General features: G+C 63.9%; 15 protein-coding genes. 6 read left to right on the plus strand and 9 right to left on the minus strand.

What is annotated here, in order from left to right:
• From EN893_RS01910 to EN893_RS01930, 4 genes are all read right to left on the minus strand, one after another.
• Window positions 1-575 (minus strand): fumarylacetoacetate hydrolase family protein (locus tag EN893_RS01910; RefSeq protein ID WP_164900689.1); only part of this gene is annotated, 575 nt, incomplete at its 3' end.
• 238 nt (window positions 576-813) lie between these two features.
• Window positions 814-1,794 (minus strand): 3,4-dihydroxyphenylacetate 2,3-dioxygenase, encoded by a 981-nt coding sequence (hpaD, locus tag EN893_RS01920; protein ID WP_127266757.1) that lies wholly within the window; start codon window positions 1,792-1,794, stop codon window positions 814-816.
• 14 nt (window positions 1,795-1,808) lie between these two features.
• A complete protein-coding gene (hpaE, locus tag EN893_RS01925; protein WP_127266758.1) occupies window positions 1,809-3,326 on the minus strand; it encodes a 5-carboxymethyl-2-hydroxymuconate semialdehyde dehydrogenase in 1,518 nt (505 codons plus the stop codon).
• 11 nt (window positions 3,327-3,337) lie between these two features.
• Window positions 3,338-3,724 (minus strand): 5-carboxymethyl-2-hydroxymuconate Delta-isomerase, encoded by a 387-nt coding sequence (locus EN893_RS01930; RefSeq protein ID WP_127266759.1) that lies wholly within the window; start codon window positions 3,722-3,724, stop codon window positions 3,338-3,340.
• A gap of 214 nt (window positions 3,725-3,938) precedes the next feature.
• On the opposite strand from EN893_RS01930, the gene hpaR reads away from it, so the two are divergent.
• Window positions 3,939-4,334 (plus strand): homoprotocatechuate degradation operon regulator HpaR, encoded by a 396-nt coding sequence (gene hpaR / locus EN893_RS01935; RefSeq protein WP_127276380.1) that lies wholly within the window; start codon window positions 3,939-3,941, stop codon window positions 4,332-4,334.
• A gap of 89 nt (window positions 4,335-4,423) precedes the next feature.
• Here the strand turns inward: hpaR and EN893_RS01940 are convergent, their stop codons facing one another.
• From EN893_RS01940 to EN893_RS01955, 4 genes are all read right to left on the minus strand, one after another.
• Window positions 4,424-5,539, minus strand: a complete 1,116-nt coding sequence (locus tag EN893_RS01940) for an aminomethyltransferase family protein (protein ID WP_236383079.1) — start codon at window positions 5,537-5,539, stop codon at window positions 4,424-4,426.
• A gap of 69 nt (window positions 5,540-5,608) precedes the next feature.
• Window positions 5,609-6,385, minus strand: a complete 777-nt coding sequence (locus EN893_RS01945) for an ABC transporter substrate-binding protein (protein WP_127267820.1) — start codon at window positions 6,383-6,385, stop codon at window positions 5,609-5,611.
• 125 nt (window positions 6,386-6,510) lie between these two features.
• Window positions 6,511-8,268, minus strand: a complete 1,758-nt coding sequence (locus tag EN893_RS01950; protein ID WP_127267819.1) for a hydantoinase B/oxoprolinase family protein — start codon at window positions 8,266-8,268, stop codon at window positions 6,511-6,513.
• A 1-nt stretch (window position 8,269) separates the two neighbouring features.
• Window positions 8,270-10,354 (minus strand): hydantoinase/oxoprolinase family protein, encoded by a 2,085-nt coding sequence (locus EN893_RS01955; RefSeq protein WP_127267818.1) that lies wholly within the window; start codon window positions 10,352-10,354, stop codon window positions 8,270-8,272.
• A gap of 220 nt (window positions 10,355-10,574) precedes the next feature.
• On the opposite strand from EN893_RS01955, the gene EN893_RS01960 reads away from it, so the two are divergent.
• The 5 genes from EN893_RS01960 (at window position 10,575) to EN893_RS01980 (ending at window position 17,033) form a co-directional block, all read left to right on the plus strand.
• Window positions 10,575-11,402 carry a ferredoxin--NADP reductase gene (locus EN893_RS01960; protein WP_127267817.1) on the plus strand — a complete coding sequence of 276 codons (828 nt, stop codon included), beginning with the start codon at window positions 10,575-10,577 and terminating at the stop codon, window positions 11,400-11,402.
• Between the two features lie 152 nt (window positions 11,403-11,554).
• The gene (gene deoC, locus EN893_RS01965) at window positions 11,555-12,604 is read left to right on the plus strand and encodes a deoxyribose-phosphate aldolase (RefSeq protein WP_127267816.1); all 1,050 of its coding nucleotides are present in this window, start codon (window positions 11,555-11,557) and stop codon (window positions 12,602-12,604) included.
• 73 nt (window positions 12,605-12,677) lie between these two features.
• On the plus strand, window positions 12,678-15,050 hold the full coding sequence (locus EN893_RS01970) for an aldehyde dehydrogenase family protein (RefSeq protein ID WP_128361382.1): 2,373 nt from the start codon (window positions 12,678-12,680) through the stop codon (window positions 15,048-15,050).
• A 187-nt stretch (window positions 15,051-15,237) separates the two neighbouring features.
• A complete protein-coding gene (locus EN893_RS01975) occupies window positions 15,238-15,969 on the plus strand; it encodes an SDR family oxidoreductase (RefSeq protein WP_127272470.1) in 732 nt (243 codons plus the stop codon).
• Between the two features lie 218 nt (window positions 15,970-16,187).
• Window positions 16,188-17,033, plus strand: coding sequence for a fumarylacetoacetate hydrolase family protein (locus EN893_RS01980; protein ID WP_127271132.1), 846 nt, complete (start codon window positions 16,188-16,190; stop codon window positions 17,031-17,033).
• A 165-nt stretch (window positions 17,034-17,198) separates the two neighbouring features.
• On the opposite strand, the gene EN893_RS01985 is transcribed toward EN893_RS01980, so the two are convergent.
• Window positions 17,199-17,502 (minus strand): TOBE domain-containing protein (locus EN893_RS01985; RefSeq protein WP_164900690.1); only part of this gene is annotated, 304 nt, incomplete at its 5' end.

Genomic DNA, 17,502 nt, shown 5'->3' on the forward strand with positions numbered 1-17,502 from the left:
AGCCATGGGCCGATCGAGCCGCTGCGGTCGAAATTCTTGCCTTGCGTGACGTTGAACTTGGCATGGCACACCCAGTCGCGGATGGTGCCTTCATTGCACAGCGAGAGCGCCGCGATATGGCCGAGCGCGTCGGCCTCGGCAATGCGCCGGCCGGCCTTGCCGATGACGATGACGATCTCGCCCTCATAGTCGAGCTGCGGTGATTCCGGCGGCCGCACCAGCGGCGCGCCATGGCCGACGAAGGAGCGGGGGAAGCGGATGAACAGTGACGGGTTGGAGGGCGCTGCCTGGCCGTCCTTGTACTCCTCGTTGCGGTCGGGGTAGTTGACGCCGACGCAGATGATCTTTTCCGGTGACGGGATCGGGATTTCATAGGCGATGGCGTCGAGCGGAAAATCGGCGGCAAACGCCTCGGCCTCTTCCGCCAGCCGCCGCAAGGCGCCGGCCTCGATCACTTCCCGCAACGTCGGCCATTGGCCGTGGCGCGCCGACAAGTCGACGACACCGTTGCCTGATATCGCGCCATAGCGCACCTTGCCGCCGACGGTGAAGGTGGCGAGCCGTGCGTGGTTCATGCTGCGGCTCCGGCGATGGTGAATATCGGCGAGGTCGGAGCTCTACGACGCCCCCCTCTGTCCTGCCGGACATCTCCCCCTCTTGGGGGGAGATTGGATGTCATCTCTGCCTTCGCCAATTTCCAACGCTGCAAGAGAGGCGCTGACCATGGGCCTGGCCAATCTCCCCCCTTGAGGGGGAGATGTCCGGCAGGACAGAGGGGGGCGTGACGGAACGCTATCATCTCTGAATTCCCGTCTAAGGCGCAATGATCGGCGAAGCCGCCAAATCCGGCTGGCGTGCCTTCGCTCCGGCAAACACACTGCCCTCCTCGAACCAGCTTTTCGGCGCCGGCGCGCCCCACAGCGTCTGGCGTTGCGGGTCCTTGAGGTCCCATTTTATCGGCTCGAGGTCCGGATCGACCGTCTGGTAATCCGAACAGTAAATCTCGATGCGGTGGTTGTCCGGGTCTCTGACATAGAGGAAGAAGGCGTTGGAAATACCGTGCCGGCCGGGGCCGCGTTCGATGTTCGGCAAATAGCCCGTCGTTGCCATCAGATCGAGCAGGTCGATGATGTTGAGCGGCGTCGGCACCCAGAAGGCGACATGGTGCAGGCGCGGCCCGATGCCGTTGGTGAAGGCGATGTCGTGCACGCCGCCCTTGCGGTGCGTCCACGCCGCCCACAGCCTTCCGCTGCTGGCGTCCTCGGTATACTCGGTCACCCGGAAGCCGAGCTCGTTGTAGAAGGCGACGGACTCGTCGACATTGGGCGAGAAGCAGTTGAAGTGGTCAATGCGCAGCGGCTTGACGCCCTTGTACAGCGCATACTTCTGGTGGATCGGCGGCAGCCGCTCCATCTCAGCGTAGAATTCGAGCGGAATGCCGTGCGGATCGCGGGTGCGGAAGGTGCGCGACTGGTAAGGCCGCTCGACCCATTCCACCGGCAGGCCCTTGTCCTTGAAGAAATGCACTGCCTTGTCGAGGTCTTCATCCGAGAAGACCTTGAAGCCAAGGTCGCGCGCTTCTGCCGTGGCCGCCTTCTTCAGCACGATGCAATGGTGCCCACGCTCCTCCAGCGCCCTGAGATAGATGGTGTCCGATGTCTCGTCGGTGACCTGCAGGCCGAGCGTATCGACATAGAAGGCGCGGGATTTGGCGAGGTCGGTGACGGCCAGCTCGACATGGCTGAGGCGCACGATGTTGAAGGCGGGGTAGAGATTGGGCTTGGGCAAGGGCATCTGATTTCCTCCGGTCAGCCGCCGAGTTTCTGGATCGCGTGCGCCGTCGTCGCAAAGGCTATGTTCTTCGTCTCCATGTAGAAGTCGAAGGAATGGTCCCCGCCGTCGCGGCCGATGCCGGAATTCTTGACGCCGCCGAACGGTGTCGGCAAATGGCGCACATTCTCGGAATTGACCCAGATCATGCCGGCATCGAGCGCGTCTGTGAAGCGGAAGGCGCGGGTGACGTCCGAGGTCCAGAGATAGCCGGTCAGGCCGTATTGCGTGTCGTTGGCCAGCGCAAGCGCCTCGGCCTCGTCGTTGAAGGGAATGGCGCTCAGCACCGGCCCGAAAATCTCCTCCTGCGCAATGCGCATGCCGTTGGTGACGTTGGTGAACAGTGTCGGGCCGACATAACAGCCGCCGCCCGGCCCATCGACCTTGCCGCCGCCGACGGCGAGCGTGGCCCCCTCCGACCTGCCGATGTCGATATAGGACAGCACCTTCTTCTCATGCACCGGATGGATGAGCGGGCCGACCACCGTTTTCGGATCGAGCGGATGGCCGACGACGATGCGCTTCGCCCTCTCCGCGATTTTGGCGGTGAAGCTTTCATAGATCGAAGCTTCGACCAGCAGTCGCGACGATGAGGTGCAGCGTTCGCCATTCAGCGAATAGATCATGAATACGGCGGCGTCGGCGGCGCGTTCGAGATCGGCGTCGGCAAAGACGATCACCGGGTTCTTGCCGCCAAGTTCGAAATGCACGCGCTTCAGCGTGTCGGCGCCTTGTTTCATGATCATCGAGCCGGTACGGCTCTCGCCGACAAAGCCGATCGCCTTGATGTCGGGATGCTCGGTCAACGCCTTGCCGGCATCTTCACCCAGGCCGTTGACCAGGTTCCACACACCCTTCGGCAGACCGGCCTCCTCGGCGATCTCGACCAGCAGGCGGGCGGTCAGCGGCGAAAATTCAGCCGGCTTATGAACCACGGTGCAGCCGGCCGCCAGCGCCGGTGCGATCTTCCAGGTCGACAGCATGAACGGCGTGTTCCACGGCGTGATGATGCCGACCGGGCCGATAGGCACCCGCGTGGTGAGGTTGACCTGGCCCGTGGTCCGCAGCGTCTCGCCGTCTCGGGCTTCGGGTGCACGGTCGGCGAAGAAGCGGAAATTCTCGGCACCCCGCAACGCCGCCTTGGCCATGAACTTCAGCGCCTGGCCGGTATCCATGCATTCGACGAAGGCTATCTCCTCGGCACGCGCCTCGATCGCGTCGGCGATTCTGTGCAGCAGCTTCTTGCGCGCTTCGCCCGGCATGGCGGCCCAGGCTGGAAACGCAGCCTTGGCTGCCCTGGCGGCGCGGTCGATGTCGGCGGCTCCGCCGCGCGCGACGCTTGCCAGCGGCTTCAGGTCGACCGGCGACAGCGTTTCGAACGTCGCGCCGTCGAGCGCCGGTACCGCCTCGCCGCCGATCTGGTTCAACACGCCATCGCGCCTGAAGCGGTCCATATAGGCCTCGGCCTTGTTCAGATTGCCTTGCAGGTCGGACATGTCGGGTTCCGTCACTTGCCGCGCAGTCGCGGGTGGATTGCGTTTCTCTTCCAACTCAGCTCCGGGTCGATTTCCCGGATCTCGAGCGACAGGGCGAAATGCGGGGTCTCGAACAGCCCGGCGAGATATTCGCTCACCGCCGCGAAGACGGCTTCGCCGGTCCGCTTCTTCTCATCAGGGCTGCGGCCGGTGCCGATGCGAAACGACATGTCGAGAAAAGCGTTTTCCGGCAGACTGTCGGCCATCGCGTAAGCCTCGGCGCGAAAGGCCCGCACCCGCACGGCGCCGGTCTCGAACAGCCCGGTGTCCAGCACGGTGCGCAACACCAGCGCGCACAATTCGCCCATGTCGACCTTGGCATCGAGATTGGCTGAATACTCGATGGAGAAGTGAGGCACGGCGTTTCCCTGGTCTATTGCTTTTGTTGTAGTTAACGCGTTAATTACATGCAACGCCGACGAAGTCAAGTCTTGCATCGGCCTTGGCGCAACGATACGGGATGGCAGGAACGGGCCCTGGCAGGCGGATTCGGCTGAGGGAAGGCCTGTTTTCGATCGCAAGCGTGGGAGGCTCTTTTTCTTGCTGCCTGAAAACACCCGTCGTTCTCTGCCAATGGCGCTGCTTCATGCCCGCGAAGCGGTGATGGCGCGGTTTCGGCCGATGCTTGCGGCGCATGACGTGACCGAACAGCAATGGCGCGTGCTGCGCGTGCTGAGCGAAGCCGGCCCGGTCGAGGCGACGGAACTCGCCGACCGCGCCTCGGTTTTGCCGCCCAGCCTGACGCGCATCATCAAGGCGCTCGAGGGCCGCAAATTCATCACCCGCAACAAGGCCGAAGGCGACGGCCGACGCGTCGTTCTAACCATTGCGCCCGCCGGTTCCGCCCTGATCGACGCCCTGTCGCCGGAGCGTCGCGTCATTTATGACGACATCGAACAGCGCTTCGGCCACGAAAAGCTCGAGCAGTTGCTCGATCTGCTGGAGACGCTGATCGACGGCGAGAGCTGATCGTTCCGGCTACCGCAGAGGTTTCGACGGTCGCTTGGGTTGACGGCCCCGCATACCTTGAAAATGGCCGAAACACCCGATGGGGTCAGCTAACCTCGCAACCTCGCCCCTTCCGGATCGAAGAACGGTATCGGAGCCACCACCGCACGCGTCGGCTTACCACCGATATCAATGCTCAATTCGGTGCCGACAGCCGTGAAGGGCAGCCGCAGATGCGCGGTGGCCAGCACCTTGCCGAGGGAATAGCCGTGGTCGCTGTAGGTGACGATGCCGGCGTCCTCGCCATCGGCCAGAATCCTGGCATCGGCCGCGGCCGGCTTGTCGCCGTCGAGGATCAGTCCGACCCATTGCTCGTCGAGGCCCTTGTCGCGAACCTTGAGCAAAGCTTCGCGGCCGATGAAATCGCCCTTGTCGAACTTGATCCAGCGGTCGAGGCCGACATGGAACGGGGTGCGGGTCTCGTCCATGTCGATGCCGTGCGCCGGATAGGCCTTTTCCAGGCCCAGCGTGAACATCGCCAGCACGCCATAGGGTTTCAGGCCAAAGTCACGGCCGGTGCGCATCAGCGCGTCCCAGAGAGAGGCCGCCTCGTCGGCCGGCACGAACAGTTCGAAGCCGAGTTCGCCGGTGACGCCGGTGCGCGAGATCAGTACCCGCGTGCCGTTGATATGGCCCGACGTGAACGACCAGCGCTTCAGTCCATCCAGATCGGCATCCGCGATCAACGCTTTCAGCAGTTCGCGCGAGCGCGGACCCTGGATGGTCGGGAAGGCGATGGCCGCCGTGATGTCGGTGACATAGGCCTTGCGGCCCTGAGCGTGATGCTGCAGCCAGGGCAGCATCTTCAGGCGGTTGACCGAGCCGGTCACCAGCATGAAGTGCTCCGGGCCCAACCGAAACACGGTGAGGTCGTCCATGATGCCGCCATCCTCGCGGCAGACCGTGGAATAGCGGACGTGGCCCGGTTTCATGGCAGCGGCATTATTGACGATGACATGGTTGACCAGCGCCTCGGCCTCCGGCCCCTTGATATCCATCTTGCCCATGGTGCTGAGATCCTGCACGCCGACATTCCTGCGGGTGTTCAGGTGCTCGTCGGCAATACCGGAATAAGTTTTGGCCGAGATGAAATCGCCCCCGACACGACCCATGGTCGCGCCCAGCCCGACGATGCTGCTGTAGAAAGGGGAACGCCGCTCAGCCAAGGAAGTCTCCATCGTTCATGAAAAACGGCAGCGCCAGGCAGCGCTGCCGGAAGGCATTTGTTGTCGTTCTCAGCTGCCGTAGACGTCGAAGGAAAAGTATTTGTCGTTGATTTCCTTGTACTTGCCATTGGCGCGCAGCGCGTCGATGGCCGCATTGAGCTTGTCGGCCAACTCCTTGTTGCCCTTCTGCAGGGCGATGCCGACGCCGGGGCCGTGTATGGCCGGATCGGCCGTCAGCGTGCCGAGCAGCTTGCAGCAGGCGCCGTCTGGCTTCTTCAACCACTCGGTCAGGATGATCGAGCCGTCCATCATCGCGTCGAGGCGGCCATTGGCCATGTCGGTGCGGGCATCTTCGCCCGTCGGATAGGCCTTGACCGTCGAGCCTGCATATTTCTGGTCGGCGAATTTCTGGTGGATGGTCGCGGTCTGCACGCCGAGCGCCTTGCCTTTCAGGTCGTCCGGCGAGGAGCCTGATATGGTCGAATCCTTCGGTACGGCGATGGCCGGCGGCGTCTGGTAGTATTTGTGGGTGAACTCGACCTTTTCGGCCCGCTCGGGCGTGATGGTGATGTTGATGATGGCGTCGAACTTGCCGGCCTGCAGCGCCGGGATCGAACCATCGAAATCCTGCACGCTGAACTCGCACTCGGCCTTCATCTGCGCGCACAGCGCCTTCCCCAAGTCGATGTCGAAGCCGCCCAGCGTGCCGTCGGCACTGGCGTAATTGAAGGGCGGATAGGCGCCCTCGGTGCCGATCCTGAGTTTTTTGTCCTGGGCGGAGGCGGCGCCCGTGGCAAGGGTGAGAGCGACGGAAGCTGCAAGCACGAAACGACCGAAAAGACGCACGTTCGAGTTCCCCGTTGAAAGCGGGAAGTCTACGGGCTTTCATGATCCCGGCGGAGACGGAAACGACATGCGCTGCGGCGATCGCGGCGCGGCGAGCGGACCAAGCCCTCACGATTGGTCGTGCGTTAGCCGGCGCGCTGCTTGTTCGTCGCTGTCCGGTCGATGCCGAGTTCGCCTGCCGAGAGGACAACGCCAAATTTTTCGTTGGCTTCCTCGATCGTATAGTAACCCAACGCCACGTCGCGCAGCACCAGATCCGGATCGCGCTGCAGCGGATCGCCGTAGCCGCCACCGCCCGGCGTGCCGACACGCACGCGGTCGCCGGCCTTGAGCGCGATGTCCTGCTCCTTGGACAAATGCGGCGGTACATGTTCCTCGCCGTTGCGGAAGACGGTCACCATGTTGACCGCGCCATCCCTGCCGCCGAGTGCGCCTTGGGGGCCGAAACGGCCGTGATCCATGACGAAAGAAGCACGGGCGTCGCCGCGCAGGATTTCGACCTCATAGGCGAGGCCGAAACCGCCGCGATGCTTGCCGGCGCCGCCTGAACCTTCGCGCAAGGCATAGTGGCGGTAGAGCACCGGGAATGCCTGTTCCATGATCTCGACCGGCGGCGATTTGGAAATGCCGATGGTCGAGCAGCCATTGGTCAGTCCGTCATGGCCTGAATTTCCGCCGTAACCGCCGCCGGAGATCTGGTACATGACGTAATCGCGACCGCGCGCCGGGTCGTTGCCGCCGAGCGCGAAATTGCCGCTGGAGCCGGCGGGCGCCGCCGTCACCTTGTCCGGCAACGCCTGCACCATGGCCGCGAACACCGCTTCCGCGATGCGCTGCGACACTTCAGCCGCGCAGCCCGAGACCGGGCGTGGATATCTGGCGTCGAGGAAAGTGCCTTCCGGCCGCTTGACTTCAAGCGGTTCGAAGGCACCGGCGCTGATCGGCACATCAGGGAAAATGTGACGCATGGCGAGATAGACCGACGACAAGGTCGTCGCCAGCACACTGTTCATCGGCCCGGCGCAGGGCTTTGACGAGCCGGTGAAATCGAAGGTCAGCGTATTGCCCTGTTTCTCCACCGCGAGCGCGATGGTCAGCGGCTCGTTGACCACCCCGTCGGAATCGACAAACGCCTTGGAATGGTAGGTGCCGTCGGGAATGGCTGAGATGTTGGCGCGCATCTGCTCGGCCGCGCGGCGGCGCAGTTCGGCGATCGCCTCGACAACCGTTTCATCACCGTAACGATCCAGGATACCATTGAGCCGGTCCTGGCCGATCAGCAGTGCCGCAGCCTGGGCGCGGATGTCGCCGATGCGCTGGTCGGCAACGCGGATGTTGGAGCAGATGATGGCGTAGATCTCCGGATCGAGCACGCCCTTCTTGAACAGTTTTACGGGCGGCAGTCGCAGGCCTTCCTGCTCCACGGCAGTCGCCGAGGCCGAAAATCCGCCCGGGACCGAGCCGCCAATGTCGGGCCAATGGCCGGTGTTGGACAGCCAGCAGAAAATCTTGCCGTCCCGGTAGACCGGCATGGCGAAGCGCACATCCATCAGATGCGTGCCGCCGAGATAGGGGTCGTTGACGATGTAGATGTCGCCTGGTTCCGGCGGCAGGCAACGGCCGTCGGCGATCATCTCGATCACCGTCCTGGTCGAATATTGCATGACGCCGACGAACACCGGCAGGCCTTGGCTGCCTTGCGCGATCAGCGAACCATCGACGGCGGAATAGATGCCGTCGGAGCGGTCATTGGCCTCGGCGATGACAGGCGAGAAGGCGGCGCGCGAGAAGGTCAGGTCCATCTCGTCGCAGACCTGCTGCAGTGCCGCCTGGAGGACCGAAAGGGTGATGGCGTCGAGCTTTGCCCTATCAAGATTTGGCATCTCAGGCCTCGCCAATGTCGATGATGATGTTGCCGTCGGCGTCGCTGCGTGCGCGGTCGCCGGGTTCGAGCACGGTGGTGGCATCCACCTGTTCGAGGATCGCCGGCCCTTCGATTTCAGCGTCAAGCGGCAGCTTTTCACGCGCGTATACCGGCGTGTCGTGCCATTGGCCGGCGTACCAGACCGGCCGGATTTCGCGCCGCGCCTCGTCGAGCGTTGTTGCGCGCCCGGCCGGGTCGATCAGCCGCGACAGATCGATCGCCGGACGCACGCCAGTGACCGAGGTGTTGAGATTGACGAGGTTGGCGCGGATTTCCGGAAGCTCGACCTTGAAGCGGGCGAAATAGGCCTTTTCGAAAAGCTGCTGCAGCGTTGCCCGCGTCACCGATGAGGACGGCAGCGCCACGTTGATGATGTGGGTCTGGCCGACGAACTGCATGTCGGCGGAGTGGGTGACGCGGATCGTCTCCGGCTTCACCGCTTCCTTGCCGATCAGCTCTTCACCTTCGTTTCGGTGTCGTTCCAATACAGTATGAAGCTGTCTTTCGTCGAGCACCGCCACCGGCTGGTTGATGGTGTTGACGAAGTCATGGCGCAGGTCGGCGACGACGCAGCCGAGTGCGTTGGTGATGCCCGGACGCGCCGGCACCAGCACCTTGGGCAGGCCGAGTTCGCGCGCCAGGGCCGTTGCGTGCAGCGGGCCGGCGCCGCCAAAGGCGAACAGCGCGAAATCACGAGGGTCATGGCCGCGCGACACCGAGACCATGCGGATGGCGCCGGCCATCTTCATGTTGCCGAGCCGCAGCACCGCGCCCGCCGCCTCGACGCCGGAAAGGCCGGTCGCCTTGCCGATCTTGTCTTCGAAAATGCTGGTGACGCGCTCTGATGTGACGGGATTTTGGACCGCCAGCAGCTTCTTCGGCGCCAGCCGGCCGAGCACCAGATTGGCGTCGGTAATGGTCGGCTCGAGGCCGCCGCGTCCGTAGCAGATCGGGCCGGGATTGGCGCCGGCACTTTCCGGACCGATCTGGATCAGGCCGGCCGCATCGACGCGGGCGATCGAGCCGCCGCCGGCGCCGACCGTGTGCACCGCCACCATCGGCACATGGATCGGCATCGCATATTCGATCTCGATCTCGTTCGACACTGCCGGCTCGGCATTGCGGATCAACGCCACGTCGGTCGAGGTGCCGCCCATGTCATAGGTGACGAGGTTTTCGAAGCCGGCGCGTTTTCCCGTATAAGCGGCGGCGATGACGCCCGAGGCCGGGCCGGACATGACCGTCTTGGCCGATTCACGTGTGACGAAGCGGGCCGAGATCATGCCGCCATTGCCGTTCATGATCAGGAAGTCGCGGGCATAGCCTTTGGCGGCCAATTCCTTGCGCAGCCGCTCGACATAGCGCTCGAGGATCGGCTGCACTGAGGCGTTGACCGAAGCGGTCACGCCGCGTTCGAATTCGCGCGCTTCCGACAGCAGCGCATGGCCTGCCGTGATGTAGCCGTTCGGCCAGAGTTCGGTGGCGATTTCGACGGCGCGCCGCTCATGTGCCGGGTTGGCGTAGGAATGCAGGAAATGGATGACCAGGGATTCGCAACCGGCCGCTATCAGCGTCTGCACTGCGTCGCGCATCTCGGTCTCGTCGAGCGGCGTGCGCACCGCGCCCGATGCTTCGACGCGCTCCGAGACTTCGAGCCTGAGATTGCGCGGAATGATCGGCACGAAGCTGCCGGTCATGCCATAGGCCTGCGGCCGCGTGCGCCGGCCCAGTTCGATCACGTCGCGAAAACCGCGCGTGGTGATCATGCCGGTTTTCGCCAGCCGGCGTTCGAGCACCGCATTGGTGGTGGTGGTCGTGCCATGCACGATGAGGTCGATGCTATCGATGGCAAATCCGGTGGCGCCGAGTGCCGAAACCACACCGAAAGCCTGGTTGTCCACCGTGGTCGGCGTCTTGGCCAGATACACCCGGCCGCCGTCGCTTCCGTCGATCAGGAGCAGGTCGGTGAAGGTGCCGCCGACATCGATACCGGCGACGACATTTCCCCGGGAATTGCGCGCTTGCGCCGAAATATTCTCTTCCATCGTCGAAACCCGAAATGCGCGGACTACGGATATGCGCCAGTTTGGAAAGCTGTTTTAAGGGAGCATCTTGACGCAAATATCGTTTGTATACTAATAAATTCCGGACACAAGAGCTTGCCGCTTTGCAGTGTGCGAACAGCCCGCCGGGATCTGAATGGTCCGGGCGTGCAGGTGAAAGTTTGGCGCCCGCGTCCACGGTTGGGCCAGAAGGTTGGATTTGATGAACACCACATCCGCTCTCAACACCGCCGGCGCCCGACCGCTGCAGTTCCCGATTCCGGCCAACGTCTATGCCGAAACCGTCGTCTCGGTGAAGCACTATACCGATCGGCTGTTCTCGTTCCGCATCACCCGTCCGCAGTCGCTGCGCTTCCGCTCCGGCGAGTTCGTCATGATCGGCCTGCCCAATGCCGAGAAGCCGGTGTACCGCGCCTATTCGGTGGCGAGCCCGGCCTGGGACGAAGAGCTGGAATTCTTCTCGATCAAGGTGCCGGACGGCCCGCTGACTTCGGAGCTGCAGAAGATCCAGGTCGGCGACACCGTCATCATGCGCCAGAAGTCGACCGGCACGCTGGTGGTCGACGCGCTGACGCCGGCCAAGCGGCTGTTCATGATCTCGACCGGCACCGGCATCGCGCCCTTCGCCAGCCTGCTGCGCGACCCCGACACCTACGACAAGTTCGATCAGCTGATCCTGACCCATACCTGCCGCGACAATGCCGAGCTGACCTATGGCCAGGAACTGGTCGCAGCACTCGAAAGCGACCCGCTGATCGGCGAGCTGACCTCCGGGCGCGTCACGCTCTACAATTCGACGACCCGCGAGGAATCGGCACGCATGGGCCGCATCACCGCGCTGATCGGCTCCGGCAAGTTCTACAGCGATCTCGGCATCGACAAGCTCAACCCGGAAACCGACCGGATCATGATCTGCGGCTCGATGCATATGCTGAAGGACGTCAAGGAACTGGCCGAAAGCCTTGGCTTCGAGGAAGGGTCGCTGAGCCATCCAGCGACTTTTGTCGTCGAGCGCGCCTTCGTCGGCTGAGACGCACCAACATCTCGAAGTCTATGTTTTTGACCGCACGGTCAAAAATTGCTGCTTTCGCCGCCTTTTTCGGTTATGACCGCCCGCAGGACTCGTGAAGTACGGCTTCACGGGCTATCTTCGGCACACGTCGCTGAATGAAAGGGCAGGAGATGAGCAGCACAATCCGCGAAGCCGATGTCGGCTCGTCCAAGGTGACGCCGCTGCCCGCGCGTGCCGCCGCCAACACAGCCGTTCCCCCGGACCATCGCATTGCGCGCAATCCAGGCATGAAGCTCGACCTCGGCTTCATGGAATCGGTGCGCAGCGTCAATCGCTCGGCGCTGGAACGGCGCGTCGCCAGCCTGACCAAGCGGCGCTCGATAAAGGCCGACAACCAGGCGGCCTGGCTGCTGCGCGCCGTCGCCTGCATGGATTTGACGACGCTGAATTCCAACGACACCGAGGAGCGCGTGCGCCGGCTCTGCGCCAAGGCGATCAATCCGTTCCGCCGCGACATTGTCGAGGGCCTCGGCATATCAGGTGAAACCATCCGCCCGGCCGCCGTCTGTGTCTACCACCCCTTCGTTGCCACCGCCGTCGATGCCGTGCGCGGCACTGGCATCCATGTCGCCGCCGTCTCCACCGCCTTCCCGCATGGCCTTACGCCGCTGTCGACCCGCCTGCAGGAGATCGAGGCCTCGGTCCGCGACGGCGCCGACGAGATCGACGTCGTCATCCCGCGCGGGCTGGTGTTCGGCGCCAAATGGCGGGAGCTCTACAACGAGATCGTCTCGATGCGCGCCGCCTGCGGTGACGCGCATCTGAAGGTCATCCTCGGCACCGGCGACCTCGCCACGCTGCGCAATGTCATGCTGGCCTCGATGGTGGCGATGATGGCGGGCGCCGATTTCATCAAGACCTCGACCGGCAAGGAAAGCGTCAACGCGACGCTGCCTGTCGGCCTCGCCATGGTGCGCGCCATCAGGGCCTATTTCGAGGAAACCGGCTATCTCATCGGCTTCAAGCCGGCCGGCGGCATATCCACGGCCAAGGCCTCGCTCGACTGGCTGGTGCTGATGAAGGAAGAACTCGGCCGGCCCTGGCTGGAGCCCGAGCTGTTCCGCTTCGGTGCCTCGAGCCTCTTGACCGACATCGAGCGCCAGCTCGAGCACCATCTGACCGGACACTATTCGGCCAATCATCGCCACGCGATGGCATGAGACATTTACCCCCACCCCGATCGGCCTTGCCGATCGACCCTCCCCACAAGGGGGAGGGTGAAGGAGGCACCTGATGAACATCCTCGACCGCTATCACGCCATGGAGTACGGCCCGGCGCCGGAAGCCCGCAACGAGGCCGACGCCTGGCTTGCCGCGCGCGATTTTTCCAAGGCGCTGTTCATCGGCGGCGACTGGAAAGCCGCGTCCGGCGGCAAGACCTTCGAGACCAGCGAGCCCTCCTCCGGCAAGCTGCTGGCCAAGGTCTCGGACGCCAATGCCGCCGACATCGACGCGGCGGTGGCGGCGGCCACCAAGGCGTTGCCGAAATGGTCGGCAGCCTCGGGCTATGTCAGGGCCAAGGTGCTTTATGCCATCGGCCGCGCCATGCAGCGCCACCAGCGCCTGTTCGCGGTGCTTGAGACAATCGACAATGGCAAGCCGATCCGCGAAAGCCGCGACATCGACGTGCCGCTGGCGATCCGCCATTTCATCCATCATGCCGGCTGGGCGCAGGCGCTGGACAAGGATTTCCCCGGCCACAAGGGCGTCGGCGTCGTCGGCCAGATCATCCCGTGGAACTTTCCGCTGCTGATGCTGGCCTGGAAGATCGCGCCGGCGCTCGCCGCCGGCTGCACGGTGGTGCTGAAGCCGGCCGAGTTCACGCCGCTGACATCAATCCTGTTCGCCGAGATCTGCGAACGCGCCGGCGTGCCGAAAGGCGTCGTCAACATCGTCCAGGGCGGACCTGAGGCCGGCGTGGCCATCGTCAACCATCCCGGCATCCAGAAGATCGCCTTCACCGGCTCTTCCGAGGTCGGCAAGATCATCAGGAAAGCCACTGCGGGGTCCGGGAAAAAACTGTCGCTGGAGCTCGGCGGCAAGTCGGCCTTCATCGTCTTCGAGGATGCCGATCTCGACAGCGCCGTCGAAGGCCTGGTCGACGGTATCTGGTTCAACCAGGGGCAGGTCTGCTGCGCCGGCTCGCGCCTGCTGGTGCAGGAAGGCATCGCCGACGCCCTGATCGCCAAGGTCAAGACGCGGATGAGCCGGCTGCGCGTCGGCAGCCCGCTCGACAAGAACACCGATATCGGCCCGCTGGTCGACTTGACCCAGCTTGACCGCGTCAAGGGCCTGGTTGCCGAAGGCGACAGGCAGGGCGCCGTCTGCTGGCAGCCGGATGCGGCGCTGCCGTCTTCCGGCTACTACCATCTGCCGACGCTCGCCACAGGTGTTTCGCCGGCTAACATATTGGCACAAGAAGAGGTGTTCGGCCCTGTTCTGGCGACCATGACCTTCCGCAACACCGAGGAAGCGATCGAGCTAGCCAACAACACGCGCTATGGCCTCGCCGCCTCGGTGTGGAGCGAGAACGTCAACCTTGCTTTGCACGTCGCGCCGCAATTGAAGGCCGGCGTGGTCTGGGTCAACGGCACCAACATGTTCGACGCCGCCTGTGGCTTCGGCGGCTACCGCGAGAGCGGTTTCGGCCGCGAGGGCGGGCGCGAGGGCATGTTCGAATATCTCACGGCAAAGCTGCCGCTCGGCCCGGTCATCAAGCCGGCGACGACCTCCGCACAGCCAGTCGAGCAGGCCGACGGCTCGGCAATCGACCGCACCGCAAAGCTGTTCATCGGCGGCAAGCAGGTTCGGCCGGACGGCAATTATTCGCTCGCCATCGCCACCGCCAAGGGCAAGCTTGCCGGCGAAGTTGGGCTCGGCAGCCGCAAGGATATCCGCGATGCCGTCTCTGCCGCCCGCGGTGCCAAGGCCTGGCCGGAGGCGACCGCCTATAACAGGTCCCAGGTGCTCTATTATCTGGCCGAGAATCTTTCCGGCCGTGCCGGCGAGTTCGCCGCCCGTCTCACCGAATTGACCGGCGCTACGCCCAAGGCCGCGCGGGAAGAGGTAGAACAATCCATTGAACGGCTGTTCCTCTATGCCGGTCTGGCCGACAAGTTCGAGGGCCGCGTGCACCAGCCGCCGGCGCGTGCCGTGACGCTGGCGCTTCATGAACCGGTCGGCGTCGTCGGCATCGTCGCCCCCGATAGCTCGCCGCTGCTCGGTCTGATCTCGCTGGTCGCACCGGCGCTGGCCATGGGCAACACCGTGGTTGCGGTGCCGTCGGAGCGCTACCCGCTGCTGGCCACCGATCTCTACCAGGTCATCGAATATTCCGACATTCCCTCAGGCGCCATCAACATCGTCACCGGCCGCAGCGCCGAACTTGCCGGCGTGCTGGCCAAGCATGACGATGTCGACGGGCTCTGGGTGTTCGCCGACGCAGAGACCTGCGCCAAGGCGGAGGCAGAGTCCATCGGCAACCTCAAGCGCGTCTGGAGCGGCAATGGCCGCAGCCTCGACTGGGCATCCGACGAAGCCGCCGGCGACGCCTTCCTGCGCCGCGCCGTCGAGGTCAAGAATGTCTGGGTGCCTTACGGCGATTGATGTCCCGCCGGTGCTGTCGAGATCGTGTTCGGGCTTGACGCACGGACAGATGTTCTTTAACGAGAAAAAACATCTTTATCAGTGAACGGTCAACGGCGCAGGCTGCACGATCACGCGTGACTGGCACATGACGCCTTGGCCAGCCGCAGGTAGACCCGGACTATCCCCAGCGGACGAGGAGAACAGTATGTCGGATCTGGCAGGCAAGGTCGTTGTCGTCACGGCAGCGGCGCAAGGCATCGGCAAGGCGAGCGCACTGGCGTTCGCAAAAGCTGGCGCCATCGTCCACGCCACCGACATCAACGAGGCACTGCTGGCGGAACTCGCCAGGACGCCGGGGATCAAGACCCGCAAGCTGGACGTACTCAACGACGAAGCCGTCAACGCCGCCTTTGCCGAGATCGGCGTCGTCGACGTTCTGTTCAATTGCGCCGGTTTCGTCCATTCCGGCTCGATCCTCGAGATGAAGGAAGCCGATCTCGATTTCGCGCTGGATCTCAATGTTCGCGCCATGATCCGCACCAGCCGGGCCGTGCTGCCCGGCATGCTGGAACGCGGCGACGGATCGATCATCAACATGGCCTCGCTGGCCAGTTCAACCAAGGGCGTGCCCAACCGCTTCGTCTATGGCCTGACCAAGGCCGCCGTCATCGGCCTGACCAAGGCGATCGCCGCCGACTATGTCGGCAAGGGTATACGCTGCAACGCCATCTGCCCCGGCACGGTCGAGAGCCCGTCGCTGCAGGACCGCATGCACGCGCAAGGCGACTACGATGCCGCCCGCGCAGCCTTCATCGCCCGCCAGCCGATGGGCCGGCTCGGCACGCCGGAGGAGATCGCGGATCTCGCCGTCTATCTGGCCGGCGCCACCTATACGTCAGGGCAGGCCTACAATATCGATGGCGGCTGGTCGATCTGACTGCGGAAATCTTGCCGAGCCGGACGATCTGGCCCTTTCCCGGCGTTTGACAGGGGATCGAAGAGTCTGAAAATCCCGCGCGCCGGCTATCTTGTATGGCGATCGCGCTTGTCCGTAGTCAGGTCGATGGGTACGGTCCGCCGGTTCCTTGAAGGCGCAATCGCCTTGGCGGAAAGTTTGCAAAAGGCCACGAGGCCGCAATCAGGAGAAGGATTTAGATGAAACTGCTGCGCTATGGCGAGGTGGGAAGCGAACGTCCCGGCCTGCTCGATGCGGATGGAACGATCCGTGATCTCTCCGCTCACGTCACCGATATCGGCGGCAAGACGCTCGACCCGGCATCGCTGGCGGCACTGGCCAAGCTCGATCCGAAGTCGCTGCCGGCGGTTTCCGGCAGCCCGCGCCTTGGCGCCTGCGTTGCCGGCACCGGCAAGTTCATCTGCATCGGCCTCAACTATTCCGACCATGCCGCCGAAACCGGCGCCACCGTGCCGCCGGAGCCGATCATCTTCATGAAGGCAAGCTCGGCCATTGTCGGGCCGGATGACGACGTGCTGATCCCGCGCGGCTCGGAGAAGACCGACTGGGAAGTCGAACTGGCCGTAATCATCGGCAAAACCGCCAAGTATGTCAGCGAGGCCGATGCGCTCGACTATGTTGCCGGCTATAGCGTTGCCCACGACGTCTCCGAGCGCGCCTTCCAGGCCGAGCGGCAGGGCCAGTGGACCAAGGGCAAGAGCTGCGACACGTTCGGCCCGACCGGCCCATGGCTGGTAACCAAGGACGAAGTGGCCGATCCGCAGAACCTCAAAATGTGGCTGACGGTCAACGGCAAGACGATGCAGAACGGCTCGACCAAGACCATGGTCTATGGCGTCAAGTATCTGGTTTCCTATCTCAGCCAGTTCATGTCGCTGCACCCCGGCGACATCATCTCCACCGGCACGCCGCCCGGCGTCGGGCTGGGCATGAAGCCGCCGGTGTTCTTGAAGGCCGGCGATGTGGTGGAGCTGGGAATCGAGGGCCTGGGCCAGCAGAAGCAGACGTTCAAGGCTGATTTGTAGGCACTACATTTCGGGGTCAGCGCTGCCCCCTCATCCGGCCGCTTCGCGGCCACCTTCTCCCCGCTGGGGAGAAGAGGTGAGCGGCGGCGCTGACAATCTCCTCTCCCCTCGGGGAGAGGTCAGCCGAGCGAAGCGGAGGCTGGGTGAGGGGGGTGCGCCGCCGCGCTACTTCAGCACTTTCCCATCCGCACCAAACCGATACGTCTTCCCCGGATCCGGCGTCGCATACAGCGTCGCACCCGGCTCGGCATCATAAACACCGAAAATCCGCACGGTAATCAGACCGGCCTTCTCGCAATCGAGATAAAGGTTGGTGTCGGCGCCGAGGTGCTCGGCGTGCACCACCGTTCCCTTCCAGGCGCCGGATTTCGGATCGACGGTCAAATGTTCCGGCCGCACGCCGATGGTCTTGGCGGTTTCGCCAAGCCTGGCGCCGTCGACGAAATTCATCTTCGGTGAGCCTATGAAG

This window comes from Mesorhizobium sp. M7A.F.Ca.CA.004.04.2.1 (genome assembly GCF_004022825.1).
In the GTDB taxonomy this organism is placed as follows: domain Bacteria; phylum Pseudomonadota; class Alphaproteobacteria; order Rhizobiales; family Rhizobiaceae; genus Mesorhizobium.

Coding starts and splice junctions, on each gene's coding strand:
- hpaD (WP_127266757.1), bottom strand. CDS start 1,794: ATGCCCTTGCCCAAGCCCAATCTCTACCCCGCCTTCAACATCGTGCGC.
- hpaE (WP_127266758.1), bottom strand. CDS start 3,326: ATGTCCGACCTGCAAGGCAATCTGAACAAGGCCGAGGCCTATATGGAC.
- hpaR (WP_127276380.1), top strand. CDS start 3,939: ATGGCGCTGCTTCATGCCCGCGAAGCGGTGATGGCGCGGTTTCGGCCG.
- EN893_RS01950 (WP_127267819.1), bottom strand. CDS start 8,268: ATGCCAAATCTTGATAGGGCAAAGCTCGACGCCATCACCCTTTCGGTC.
- EN893_RS01955 (WP_127267818.1), bottom strand. CDS start 10,354: ATGGAAGAGAATATTTCGGCGCAAGCGCGCAATTCCCGGGGAAATGTC.
- EN893_RS01960 (WP_127267817.1), top strand. CDS start 10,575: ATGAACACCACATCCGCTCTCAACACCGCCGGCGCCCGACCGCTGCAG.
- deoC (WP_127267816.1), top strand. CDS start 11,555: ATGAGCAGCACAATCCGCGAAGCCGATGTCGGCTCGTCCAAGGTGACG.
- EN893_RS01970 (WP_128361382.1), top strand. CDS start 12,678: ATGAACATCCTCGACCGCTATCACGCCATGGAGTACGGCCCGGCGCCG.
- EN893_RS01975 (WP_127272470.1), top strand. CDS start 15,238: ATGTCGGATCTGGCAGGCAAGGTCGTTGTCGTCACGGCAGCGGCGCAA.
- EN893_RS01980 (WP_127271132.1), top strand. CDS start 16,188: ATGAAACTGCTGCGCTATGGCGAGGTGGGAAGCGAACGTCCCGGCCTG.